Raw genomic sequence first — 12,596 nt, 5'->3', positions numbered from 1 at the left:
CGTTATACTCGCCGGTTAAAGCCGATATGCCGTTTTTGTTGTTCTGGTCGACGCGTGCATGCGTCTACAGTCTTTGCACCTTGCTAGCCGACCGGACAGGAAAATGCACGCACGCGCTGACGCTGCCGACACGGCGCCGAACTGGCCCGACGATATTTTCGCGACCTTGCAGCGCTTCGACGTCCGGCAGGTGCCTTACGTGCCGGACGCCGGTCATTCCAGGCTGATCCAGCGCGTACTGAGCTCGTTCACCATGCGCGGCATCGCGCTGACGACGGAGGAGGAGGGCGTGGCGCTGCTCGCCGGCGCCTGGGCCGGCGGACAGCGCGGTGTGCTGCTGATGCAGTCGAGCGGCGTCGGCAATTGCATCAACATGCTGTCGCTGATCCCGATCCTGCGCTTTCCGTTCCTGACGCTCGTGACCATGCGCGGTGAGTGGGGCGAGTTCAATCCGTGGCAGGTGCCGATGGGCTCGACCACGCAAGGCGTGTTCGAACTCTCCGGCGTCAAGGTGCTGCGCGCCTCGCACGCGGCCGAGGTGCCGGTCGTGCTGGAGGCCGCCGCAGCCCAGGCCTACAACGCGCTGACGCCCACCGCCGTCCTTTTGTCGCAGCGCCTGATCGGCGCCAAGGTTTTCACCAAATGAACAAGGCCAATCTCCTCGACCGCCGGCAGGTGGTGTCCACGTTGCTGGCGAACCGCAAGGACGTCGTCGCGATCGGCGGCCTCGGCGCTTCCACCAACGACATGTGCGCCGCCGGCGACCACGCCCGCAACTTCTATCTCTGGGGCGGCATGGGCGGCGCCGCGATGATCGGGCTGGGTCTGGCACTGGCGCAGCCGCAGCTGCCGGTGCTGGTCATCACCGGAGACGGCGAGATGCTGATGGGCATGGGCAGCCTTGCCACGATCGGCCTGCAGAAGCCGGCCAACCTCTCGATCGCAGTGCTCGACAACGAGGCCTATGGCGAGACCGGCGGCCAGACCAGCCACACCTCCTCCGCCGCCGACCTCGTCGGCATCGCCAGAGCTTGCGGCATTAACGACAGCCGGGCCGTCACGACCATGGCCGAAGTCGAAGCCTTCGCAAAAGCCGTCCACGACATTTCCGCGGGTCCGCGCTTTGCCAATGTGAAGATCGACAGCGCCAATCTGGAGCGGATCCTGCCGACGCGGGACGGGGCCTACATCGTCAACCGGATCCGCGCTGACCTCGGCTTCCAGCCGATCTAGGCGGTCCGCCCATCCCTTGCGAAACGCCTGCACGCGGGCCGTGCAGGCTCGATCAATTTCCATTGATCCTACGTCGCACGCAGGTTGCGATGCAACATAGTGCTTGACTCCTGCGTGGGTGAGTGCTTACTCACCCAGCATGAGCTCATTGCGTATGACGAGCGACCTGAGGCGTCAATTGATCCTCGGCGCCGCAAAGCGCTGCTTTGCCCGACACGGCTATACCGGCACCACGACGAAGAGCGTGGCGGCCGCCGCTGCCATTTCCGAGGCGCTGCTGTTCAAGCATTTCCCGTCCAAGGCGGCGCTCTATGCCGAGATCCTCAGCGACGAATGCGAGGCGGATCCCGCTCTGATGGAGCTGCTCGAGCGGGAGCCGTCGACCGCTACTCTCGTTGAATTGATCCGCGGCATGGTCGAACACTTCCTCCAGATCGCCGACGGTCCCGATCAGGAAGAGGCCCAGCGCTTGCGGCTGATGGCCACGAGCCATTTGGATGACGGCGAATTCGCCCGCTTGCTCTATGCCAAGATCGAGACGCTGATCGGCGCTGTGTTCGTGGCCTCGCTCGAGCGTGCGATTGCGAGCGGTGACGCGCGGCCCTGCGCTGGCGAGCCGCTCAACCTGTTCTGGTTTGCGCATCATGCGGTGATGACCGCGGCGCTGACCAGGCTGCCGGCCACGCCCTGTCTCGCTTACGGCAGGGCGACCGACCTGGAGCGGCAGCTCTGTGAGTTTCTCCTGAGGGGTATTGGACTTAACGACGCCGCAATTGCTTCGCATCTGAGCCGCAATCAGGCCGCGGATGAGAACCAGGCGGCGATTGCAGAAAGTGCATGACATGAACATCGTGGCCGAAAACAAGATTTCGGGGCAACCGATCGACAACAAGGCTCCCAAGCGTCCGGTCCGGCCGGTGCGCTGGTTCATCATCGTCGGCATGCTTCTGGCCGTGCTCGTCGGTGGGCTCGTCTGGTTCAATTCTTTCCGCGGCCAGATGATCAAGCAGTTCTTCGCCAACAATAAGCCGCCGCCGACCCCGGTCAGCGCGGCCGAGGCGAAGTCCGAGGTGATCCCGAACCTGCTCACCGCGGTCGGCAGCCTCGTCGCCGTGCACCAGGTCGACGTCAGCGCCGACGTCAACGGCCGCGTCACGGAGATCAAGTTCGAGCCGGGCACGCGTGTCGAGGCCGGCACGCCGCTGGTGCAGCTGTTCGACGCGCCGGAGCAGGGCGACCTGGCCAATTACAAGGCGCAGGCGACCGTCGCGCAGCTGTCGCTTGATCGCGCCAAGCAGCTGGCCTCGCGCCAGTTCGGTCCGCAGGCGACCGTCGATACCGCGCAGGCCGCCTACGACCAGGCGCAGGCGGGCATCGCCAAGACCGAAGCGTTGATCTCGCAGAAGCTGGTGCGTGCGCCGTTCGCCGGCGATCTTGGCATGCGCAAGGTCGAGGTCGGTCAGTATCTCACCGCCGGCACGGCGATCGTGTCACTGACCGATCTGTCGGAGCTGTGGGCCAACTTCACGGTGACGGAAAAGGATTCCGGCAGCCTCAAGGTCGGCCAGACCGTCCGGCTGAAGGTCGATGCCTATCCGGGCCGCACCTTCGAGGGCAAGATCACTACGATCGAGCCGCAGATCGCCACCGACACCCGCAACATCCGCGTGCAGGCGACGATCGCCAATCCGGAGAAGATCCTCAAGCCCGGCATGTTCGTGACCACGACTGTGGTGCTGCCGGAAAAGCCGGCCGTGATCACGGTGCCTGAAACGGCAGTCGATTACACGTTGTACGGCGACTCGGTGTTCGTGATCACCGAAAAGAAGGAAGAGGACGGCAAGACCAGCCTGTCGGCGGTGCGCACCTTCGTGCAGACCGGCAACCGGGTCGAGGGTCGCGTCGAAATCGTCAAGGGCCTGAAGCCAGGCGACAAGGTCGTCGCTGTCGGCCAGCTCAAGCTGCAATCGGGCTCGCCGGTGTCGATCTCGACCGATCCGGCTCCGCAGATCCCGGCGCAGCCGCCGCGCTACTGACAACATCCTCGCGTGATCCGGGCCGGCCGGATCACGCATCTTGAGACCAAAGAAATCGAGATCGCCCGCGATGGCCTTTACCGACATTTTCATCAAACGACCGGTCCTGTCGGTCGTCGTCAGCCTACTGATCCTGCTGATCGGCCTGCGCGCGGCGATGGTGCTGCCGATCCGGCAATATCCGAAGCTGTCGAACACGGTCATCAACATCACGACCGTCTATCCCGGCGCGTCCGCAGATCTGATCCAGGGCTTCATCACCACGCCGATCGAGCAGGCGGTCGCCTCCGCCGAGGGCGTCGACTACATCACTTCGTCCTCAGTGCTCGGCACCTCGACGATCCAGGTCTACATCAAGCTGAATTTCGACCCGAACCAGGCGCTCACCGAAGTGCTGGCGAAGACCAATTCGGTGAAGTACCTGATCCCGAAGGAATCCAACGACCCGATTGTCACCAAGACCACGGGCCAGACCACGGCCGTAATGTATCTCGGCTTCTCCTCGGAGGAGCTGTCGGGCTCGGCAATCTCCGACTATCTGACGCGCGTGGTGCAGCCGGTGCTGTCGACCGTCGACGGCGTCGCCTCGGCCGACATTTTGGGCGGCCAGACCTTTGCGATGCGGCTGTGGCTCGATCCGGTGAAAATGGCGGGCCGCAACGTATCGCCGGCGGACGTTGCGGCGGCGATCCAGGCCAACAACTTCCAGTCCGCGGCGGGCCAGACCAAGGGCTATCTGATCGTCTCGAACGTCTCGACCAATACGGGTCTGACCAACGTCGATCAGTTCAAGAAGATGATCGTCAAGGCCAAGGACGGCGGCTTCGTGCGGATGGAGGATATCGCCACCGTCGAGCTTGCCGCCCAGAGCACGGACGCAAGCGTCGCCTTCAACGGTGAGCACGCGATCTTCATCGGCGTGCAGGCAACGCCGCAGGGCAACCCGCTGACGCTGGTGAAGGGCGTGCGCGCGCTGTTCCCGGAGCTCGAGCGCAATCTGCCGCCGTCGATGAAGATGAAGGTCGCCTACGACTCGACCAAGTTCATCCAGTCCTCGATCGAGGAGGTAGAGAAGACGCTGGGCGAAGCCGTGATCATCGTGATCGTGGTGATCTTCCTGTTCCTGGCTTCGCTGCGTTCGGTCATCATTCCCGTCGTCACCATTCCGCTGTCGATGATCGGCGTCTGCACCTTGATGCTGGCGCTGGGGTTCAGCTTCAATCTCCTGACCCTGCTCGCGATGGTGCTCGCGATCGGCCTCGTCGTCGACGACGCCATCGTCGTGGTGGAGAACATCCACCGCCATCTGGAGGAGGGCAAGACGCCGGTCCAGGCCTCGCTGCAAGGTGCGCGCGAGATCGTGGGTCCTGTCATCTCGATGACGATCACGCTCGCGGCGGTGTACGCGCCGATCGGTTTCCTCGGCGGCCTCACCGGTTCGCTGTTCCGCGAGTTCGCCTTCACGCTTGCCGGCTCGGTGATCGTGTCAGGCGTGATCGCGCTGACGCTGTCGCCGATGATGTGCTCGGTGCTGTTGAAGAACGCCGAAGAAGGCCGGTTCGCCAAGCTCGTGAACCGGGTGTTCGGCGCGATGACACGTTGGTACGGCCGCAAGCTCGATCGCTCGCTGGACTACAAGGCCATCACCGGCCTGTTCGCGCTCACGATCCTCGGCCTCGTCGGCTTCCTCTACATGCACACCTCGAAGGAGCTTGCGCCCGAGGAAGACCAGGGCATCGTGTTCGCGGTGACCAAGGCGCCGAAATACGCCAACATCGACTATCTCGATTTCTACGGCGAGAAGCTCGACAAGGAATTCGCGAAATTCCCCGAGACTGATCTGCGCTTCGTGCTGAACGGCATCAACGGCCCGCAAGGCGGTATCGCCGGCATGCTGCTCAAACCCTGGGACGAGCGCAAGCGCTCCTCGATCCAGCTGAAGCCGCTGGTGCAGGCCGAGCTCTCGAAGATTGAGGGCGTGCAGGCCTTCGCGTTCAACCTGCCGCCGCTGCCGGGCGGGCCGGGTGGCTTGCCGATCCAGATGGTGATCAACTCCACCGCTGGATTCCAGACCGTCTATGAACAGATGGAGAAGCTGAAGGCCGCCGCGCGCAAGAGTGGCATGTTCATCGTCTCCGATAGCGATCTCAACTTCAACCAGCCGAACGTGAAGGTGACGATCGATCGTACCAAGGCCCAGGATCTCGGCGTCAACATGCAGAACCTCGGCGCCACGCTGGCGGTGCTGCTCGGCGGCAATTACATCAACCGCTTCAATCTCGAGGGCCGGTCCTACCAGGTGATCCCGCAGGTGCCGCGCGCCAAGCGGCTGTCGCCGGAATCGCTCGGCGGCTACTATGTGACGACCAATACCGGCCAGCAGCTGCCGCTGTCGACCGTGGTGTCCATCGAAACCAAGACCGACCCGAATTCGCTGACCCACTTCAACCAGCTCAATTCGGCGACGTTCTCGGCCGTGCCGATGCCGGGCGTGACCGTCGGCGCGGCGGTGGATTTCCTCGAAAGCGAGGCCAAGAAGCTGCCGCAGGGCTTCAGCCACGACTATCTGGCGGATAGCCGGCAATATGTTCAGGAGGGCAATCAGCTCGCGATCACTTTCGGCTTCGCGCTGATCATCATCTTCCTTGTACTAGCGGCGCAGTTCGAGAGCCTGCGCGACCCGCTGGTCATCATGATCTCGGTGCCGATGGCGATCGTCGGTGCGCTGATCCCGCTGTTCTTCGGCGTGGCGACCATGAACATCTACACCCAGGTCGGTCTGCTCACCCTGGTCGGCCTGATCACCAAGCACGGCATCCTGATGGTGGAGTTCGCCAACGAGCTCCAGGTCAACGAGCGGCTTGACCGCCGTTCGGCCATCGAGATGGCGGCCCGCATCCGCTTGCGGCCGATCTTGATGACGACGGCCGCGATGGTCACCGGCCTGATCCCGCTCCTGACCGCGACCGGCGCGGGCGCGGCCAGCCGCTTCTCGATCGGCCTTGTGGTCGTCGCCGGCATGTCGATCGGCACGCTGTTCACGCTGTTCGTGCTGCCGGCGGTCTATGTGGTGCTGGCGACCGACCATCGCGCGGCAGCGGATTCCGAGCGGAACAAGCAGGTCAACGAGCTCGACCTCGATTCAAAGGTGCTGCGGCCGACCTGAGGCCGCTGGCGGGCTAGTCCGGAGAGGGCGGCAGCGGAGATCCGCTGCCGCCCCTTTTTGTTCGGCATCTGGCGAGCCCCTTCCCGCGCTTGCGAGAGACAAGGTCTGGTCTTCTTGCTAGGTTCCGTGGGATGAGCCTGTCCGTCCACCCCGACACACCCCAAGCCGGGACGCTGCCGAGCGCGGCGCTGGGCAAGGCCGCCTCCGCTGAAACGGCGGGGCGCGGAATCCGGACCCGGCTCTTCGCCAAATACGTCGCGCTGTTCGTGGCCGTCGTCGCTATTGCGCTGCTCGCCAATGGCCTGTTCGAGGCCTACTTCTATTATCGCGAGCACAAGGCCTCTCTGATCCGGGTCCAGCACGAGCAGGCCGAGGCGGCCGCGGCCAAGATCGGCCAGTTCGTCAAGGAGATCGAGAGCCAGCTCGGCTGGACCACGCAGCTGCCGTGGTCGGGTGGCTCGATCGAGCAGCGCCGGTTCGACGCGCTGCGCCTGTTGCGCCAGGTGCCTGCGATCACCGAGCTGGCCCAGGTGGATTCGACCGGCAAGGAGCGGCTGCGGGTCTCGCGGCTGGCGATGGACGCGCTCGACAGCGGGATAGACCTGTCGAGTGATCCGAAGTTCACCGAGGCGGTCGCCCGCAAGGTCTATTACGGGCCGGTCTATTTCCGTCGGGAGTCCGAACCCTATATGACGCTGGCGCTTGCGGGCGCACGCAAGGATGCCGGCGTCAGCATCGCCGAGGTCAATCTCAAGCTGATCTGGGACGTCGTGTCCCAGATCAAGGTCGGCGAGCACGGCAACGCCTACGTGGTCGGTCCGGAGGGCCGCCTGATCGCGCATCCCGACATCAGTCTCGTTCTGCGCAACACCGACATGTCCGGCCTCGCGCAGGTGCGGGGTGCTCGAGCCGGTGGCGGCACGATGCCGGACTCATTGCAGGAGGCGACCAACATCCAGGGGCAGACGGTTCTGACGGCCTCAGCCCCGGTCGCGCCGCTAGGCTGGACCATGTTCGTGGAGCTTCCTGTCGAAGAGGCCTACGCTTCGCTCTATGCCTCGTTGCAACGGCTTGCCATCGTACTGCTCGCCGCATCCATTTTCGCGGTGCTCGCCGGGGTTTTCCTGGCGCGCCGCATGGTCGGGCCGATCCAGGCGCTACGCAGCGGCGCCGAGCGGATCGGCGGCGGCAACTTCTCCCAGCGCATCTCGATCAAGACCGGCGACGAGCTCGAAGGCCTCGCCGACCAGTTCAACGAGATGGGCGCGCGCCTGCAGGAATCCTATGCCGACCTCGAGAACAAGGTCGAGCGGCGCACAGCGGAATTGAGCGAGGCCCTGCAGCAGCAGACTGCGACCGCCGACGTGCTGAAAGTCATCAGCCGTTCGGCATTCGACCTGCAAGCCGTGCTGAACACGCTCGTTGGGTCGGCGGCGCGCTTGTGTGACGCCGATGAAGGGACGATCTTTCGCCCTCGTGATGGGGTCTTCTATTTGGCCGCAAGCTGCGGGCTCGACCCGGAGCAGGAGAACAAGCTCCGGACGTTCGCTTCCATACCCGAGCGGGAAAGCGTGGTCGGACGCACGCTGCTCGATCGAAAGACAGTCCATGTCCCGGACGTGCAGGCCGATCCGGAATTCGCACCCTCTTCCGCCCGCAGGCGCTCCAACGTGCGGACGATGCTTGGCGTGCCTTTGCTCCGAGAGGGCGCCCCGATCGGAGTATTCGTCTTGACGCGACACATGGTGCGTCCCTTCAGCGAGAAGCAAATCGAACTCGCAACCACCTTTGCCGATCAGGCCTTGATCGCGATCGAGAATGTCCGACTGTTTGAGGAAGTCCAGGAGCGCACCACAGAGCTGTCGCAGTCGCTCGAGGATCTCCGCGCCGCGCAGGACCGCCTGATTCAGACCGAGAAGCTCGCTTCCCTTGGCCAGCTCACCGCCGGCATCGCCCACGAGATCAAGAACCCGCTCAACTTCGTCAACAATTTCTCCGCGGTCTCGACCGAGCTGATCGACGAGCTCAACGAGGTCCTGCAATCGGCTGCGCTCGACGGCAAGACGAAGGAGGAGGTTGACGAGCTGACCGGCATGCTCAGGGCCAATCTCGAGAAGGTGGTGCAGCACGGCAAGCGCGCCGATTCCATCGTCAGGAACATGCTGCTGCATTCGCGTCAGGGGTCCGGAGAGCATCGTGCCGTCGACATCAATGCGGTGGTCGAGGAGAGCCTCAATCTCGCCTATCACGGCGCGCGCGCCGAAAGGCCTGCCTTCAACGTCACGCTTCAGCGCGATGTCGACCCGGCTGCCGGCATGATCGACATCTATCCCCAGGAGATCACGCGCGTCTTGCTGAACCTGATCTCGAACGGGTTCTATGCCGCAGCCAAGCGCAAGGAGAGCGAGGGCGATGCGTTCGAGCCCACCTTGCGCGCGGCAACGAAGAATCTCGGCGACAGGGTCGAGATCCGGATTCGCGACAACGGCACCGGGATTCCAGCCGATGTGAAGGAAAAGATGTTCAATCCCTTCTTCACCACCAAGCCGGCCGGCGAGGGCACGGGACTCGGTCTTTCCATGAGCCACGACATCGTGGTGAAACAACACGGCGGCACGATCGACGTGAACACCACACAAGGTGTATTCACCGAATTCATCATCACGCTGCCGCGGACGATGGCGGCGCGCGACACTTCCGGAGGAAAGTCTTGAACGTTTACATCCTGGTCGTCGATGACGAGCCCGACGTCGAGGCACTGTTTCGGCAGCAGTTCCGACGCGACCTGCGCGCCGGACGCTTTCAGATGGAGTTTGCGCTCTCGGCCCCCGAGGCGCTCAAGCGCGCCGCTGAAATTCGTGATCCCTCGCTGATCCTGATCCTGTCGGACATCAACATGCCTGGCATGAGCGGGCTCGATATGCTGCCGACCGTGCGTTCCGCGCATCCCGATGTTCCCGTCATCATGATTACGGCCTATGGCGATGCCGAGACGCGCCGCAAGGCGATCGAACGGGGCGCCGTAGGGCTCCTCACCAAGCCGATCGACTTTGCGCTGCTCCGCCAGGAGATCGATACGAGGCTCGAGCAAGCCGCATGACTGCGACCATCCTCTTCGTCGACGACGAGCCGGACCTCGAGGCGCTGATCCTGCAGAAGTTCCGTCGGCAGATCCGCGATGGACAGCTCGCGCTGATCTTCGCGCGTGACGGCCTGGAGGCGCTGGAATCGCTGGAGCAGAATCCGCATGTCGACATGGTGGTCTCAGACATCAACATGCCGCGCATGGACGGCTTGTCGCTGCTCGCGAAGCTCCAGGAGGCCGAGGAGAAGAAGTCGACCATCATCGTCTCCGCCTATGGCGACATGAGCAACATCCGCACCGCCATGAACCGCGGTGCGTTCGACTTCCTGACCAAGCCGATCGACTTCGCCGACCTCGAAGCCACGATCGAGAAGACCATCCGCCACGTGGAGATGCTGCGCGAGGTGCGGCGGCGCCAGATGGAAGCCGAGCGCGCCCATGCCTCGCTGTCCCGTTTCTTCTCGCCGGAGATCGCAAGGCGGCTGGCCGCGAATGCCGATGGCGACGGCATCGAGGTGCAGTGGCGCGATGTCGCCACTCTCTTCACCGATATTACCGGCTTCACCTCGCTGGTCGAGACCGCGCCTCCGCAGACCCTGGGCGAGCTCCTCAACGAATATGTCGGCGGCATGACCGAGATCGTCTTCGCCCATGAGGGGACGGTGGCCAAGATCATCGGCGATGCGATCCAGGTGCTGTTCAACGCCCCCGGCGACCAGCCGGACTATGCAACCCGTGCGGTCGCCTGTGCCCATGCCCTCGACGCCTGGGCGGAGGACTTTTCGGCGCGCTGGAAGGCAAGAGGCGTGAGTTTCGGAGCCACCCGCATCGGCGCCCATGCCGGTCCGGCGCTGGTCGGCAATTTCGGCGGCAACCGCTTCTTCGACTACACGGCCTATGGCGACACCATCAACACGGCGGCTCGGCTGGAGGCGGCGAACAAGCATCTGGGAACGCGGATATGCGTCAGTGCCAGCGTTGCGAACGGGGCCGAGAATTTTCATGGCCGTCCCGTGGGCGACCTGATGCTGCGCGGACGCAGTGAGCCGCTGCGCGCATTCGAACCGCTGCCGCTGGCGCGGTTCGAGGCGCCGGCGACGGCGCAATATGCCGAAGCCTTTGCCAAGATGGAGGCCGGCGATGCCGCCGCCATGCCGGCCTTCGCCGCGCTGGTCGGCATGCACGCCGACGATCCGCTGGCCGGATTTCACCTGAAGCGCCTGCTCAACGGCGCCAAGGGCACTCGCATGCAACTGGAATAGGAGTCCGCCATGACGCGCGAATTCTCGGCCGGCAACTATCGTTTCATTCCGTCCGTGTTCCAATATTCCGCCGGTGCTGCCGCGGATGAGGGCTATGAGATCGAGCGGGTCCGGTTCGACCGCCTGGTGCCGCTCGCGGAAGGCTTTGCGCTGGCCGCAAAGTTCATCCAGGAGGCCGGGCGCCCGCTGACGGCGTTCTGCGCCTGCGAGCTGCGCTCGCCTGCGGCCTTCAGCGAGGAAGGCTTTCGCGCGTTCAATCTGCACTATGTGAAGACGTTGTCCGAATGGGGCATTTTCGACGGCACCACCAATCCGGTGGCGCGCAGCAATGTCTGCCCCGAGATCGATCCGCCGACCGAGCCGTCGTTCTATGCGTTTTCCTTCACGCGCCCGACGCGGTCGAGTCTGCCGAGCTTCGTCATCGCCGGCGGCGCCGAGGCGCGTGAGGGCAGCGGCACCTATGTCGAGCGCACCGTGCGCTACCGCGACCTCAGCCCGGAGGGGCTGCGTGAGAAGGTGCGCTTCACCACCACATCGCAGATGGAAAACCGGATGGCGGCCTTCGGCTTCGGCTGGAAGGATACGACCGGCGTGCAGGCCTATTCCGTGCACGACTTCCACCATGCGCTGGTGGACGAGCTGGTTCGCCGTGGCGCGCTCCGCTCCGGCCTGACCTGGCATTTCGCCCGTCCGCCGGTGGTCGATCTGGAATTCGAGATGGATTGCCGCCGCGTGCTGCGGGAAGTGGTGATCTGAGCGGTCGATGGCTGATCCTCACCTCTCCCAAGGGGAGAGGTCGGCGCGTAGCGCCGGGTGAGGGGTTTTGTTCCCTCGATAGAGCTGATCCCCTCACCCGAATTGCTTCGCAATTCGACCTCTCCCTTCGGGAGAGGTGAACGAACCTCGCGGTTAGCCCTTTGCGTCGCTTCAGCGCTGCCTTGGGTCGAGCGCGTCGCGCAGGCCGTCGCCGAGCAGGTTCAGCGACAGCACGACCAGGAAGATCGCAAGGCCCGGCCAGATGGCCATCCAGGGCGCCTGGGTCAGGAAGCGTTGTGCCGCGTTGAGCATGCTGCCCCAGGATGGCGCCGGCGGCTGCTGGCCGAGGCCGAGGAAGGACAGGGCAGCCTCGGCGATGATGGCCGCAGCGATCGAGAGCGTCGCCTGCACCAGCAGTGCCGGCAGGATGTTCGGCAGGATGTGCGAGAGCGCGATCCGCCAAGGCGGATTGCCGAGTGCGCGCGCGGCTTCGACATAGTCTTCGGCTTTGACGACGAGCACCTGGCCGCGGGTCAGGCGGATGAAGATCGGCGTCGCCGAGATGCCGATCGCGATCATGGCATTGCCGAGGCTCGGGCCGAGGAACGCGGCGAGGGCGATCGCCAGGATCAGGAACGGGCAGGCCAGCATCGCATCAGTGATGCGGCTGATCAGCGCGTCGGTGAAGCCGCCGCGATAGCCGGCGAGGAGGCCGAGCGGCACGCCGATGCCGAGCGCGATCGCAACCGAGATCAGCCCGGCGAGCAACGAGGCGCGCGCGCCGTAGAGGACCCGGCTGAGGATATCGCGGCCGAGCTCGTCGGTGCCGAACCAGTGGGCCGCGGTCGGCGGCTTGCGCACCAGGCCCCAGCTCGTCGCAATGGGATCATAGGGCACGATGAGCGGGGCGAGCACGGCAAGGGCGATGAACATCGTGAGCACGACGAGCCCAAACACTGCCGCCTTGCGCTTGAACAGCCGCCGACGCGCGCGGCGGGCCGGGCTATCCAGCTCGTCGGCTCGCGTGAGAGGGCTCGGCAGCGCGGCGTCCATCATCG

The 12,596-nt window shown here is 64.5% G+C and carries 10 protein-coding genes; 9 read left to right on the top strand and 1 reads right to left on the bottom strand.

Features of this window, described 5'->3' with window-relative positions:
* Positions 1 to 103: 103 nt before the first annotated feature.
* The 9 genes from HZZ16_RS05045 to cnbZ all read left to right on the top strand — a co-directional run bounded on the left by HZZ16_RS05045 (position 104) and on the right by cnbZ (position 11,538).
* Positions 104 to 646, top strand: coding sequence for a phosphonopyruvate decarboxylase (locus HZZ16_RS05045; protein ID WP_197947415.1), 543 nt, complete (start codon positions 104 to 106; stop codon positions 644 to 646).
* Complete coding sequence (locus HZZ16_RS05040; protein ID WP_197947414.1) at positions 643 to 1,233, top strand: thiamine pyrophosphate-dependent enzyme; 591 nt, start codon at positions 643 to 645, stop codon at positions 1,231 to 1,233. The genes HZZ16_RS05045 and HZZ16_RS05040 overlap by 4 nt, the downstream gene beginning before the upstream one ends.
* Positions 1,234 to 1,372: 139 nt before the next feature.
* Complete coding sequence (locus HZZ16_RS05035) at positions 1,373 to 2,074, top strand: TetR/AcrR family transcriptional regulator (RefSeq protein ID WP_197947413.1); 702 nt, start codon at positions 1,373 to 1,375, stop codon at positions 2,072 to 2,074.
* 1 nt (position 2,075) lies between these two features.
* On the top strand, positions 2,076 to 3,269 hold the full coding sequence (locus HZZ16_RS05030) for an efflux RND transporter periplasmic adaptor subunit (RefSeq protein WP_197947412.1): 1,194 nt from the start codon (positions 2,076 to 2,078) through the stop codon (positions 3,267 to 3,269).
* 70 nt (positions 3,270 to 3,339) lie between these two features.
* Positions 3,340 to 6,435 carry a MexW/MexI family multidrug efflux RND transporter permease subunit gene (locus tag HZZ16_RS05025; protein WP_197947411.1) on the top strand — a complete coding sequence of 1,032 codons (3,096 nt, stop codon included), beginning with the start codon at positions 3,340 to 3,342 and terminating at the stop codon, positions 6,433 to 6,435.
* Positions 6,436 to 6,566: 131 nt separating this feature from the next.
* Positions 6,567 to 9,149 carry an ATP-binding protein gene (locus HZZ16_RS05020; RefSeq protein WP_197947410.1) on the top strand — a complete coding sequence of 861 codons (2,583 nt, stop codon included), beginning with the start codon at positions 6,567 to 6,569 and terminating at the stop codon, positions 9,147 to 9,149.
* The gene (locus HZZ16_RS05015) at positions 9,146 to 9,535 is read left to right on the top strand and encodes a response regulator (RefSeq protein WP_197947409.1); all 390 of its coding nucleotides are present in this window, start codon (positions 9,146 to 9,148) and stop codon (positions 9,533 to 9,535) included. Before HZZ16_RS05020 ends, HZZ16_RS05015 begins: the two co-directional genes overlap by 4 nt.
* Positions 9,532 to 10,782, top strand: coding sequence for an adenylate/guanylate cyclase domain-containing protein (locus HZZ16_RS05010; protein WP_197947408.1), 1,251 nt, complete (start codon positions 9,532 to 9,534; stop codon positions 10,780 to 10,782). The genes HZZ16_RS05015 and HZZ16_RS05010 overlap by 4 nt, the downstream gene beginning before the upstream one ends.
* A gap of 9 nt (positions 10,783 to 10,791) precedes the next feature.
* Positions 10,792 to 11,538 (top strand): 2-amino-5-chloromuconate deaminase CnbZ, encoded by a 747-nt coding sequence (gene cnbZ, locus HZZ16_RS05005; protein ID WP_197947407.1) that lies wholly within the window; start codon positions 10,792 to 10,794, stop codon positions 11,536 to 11,538.
* Positions 11,539 to 11,709: 171 nt separating this feature from the next.
* On the opposite strand, the gene HZZ16_RS05000 is transcribed toward cnbZ, so the two are convergent.
* Positions 11,710 to 12,594, bottom strand: coding sequence for an ABC transporter permease (locus HZZ16_RS05000; protein ID WP_197947406.1), 885 nt, complete (start codon positions 12,592 to 12,594; stop codon positions 11,710 to 11,712).
* Positions 12,595 to 12,596: the final 2 nt, after the last annotated feature.

Origin of the sequence: Bradyrhizobium glycinis (genome assembly GCF_016031655.1) — a bacterium.
GTDB lineage: Bacteria > Pseudomonadota > Alphaproteobacteria > Rhizobiales > Xanthobacteraceae > Bradyrhizobium > Bradyrhizobium glycinis.
This window is presented reverse-complemented; position numbering and strand designations above follow the sequence as displayed.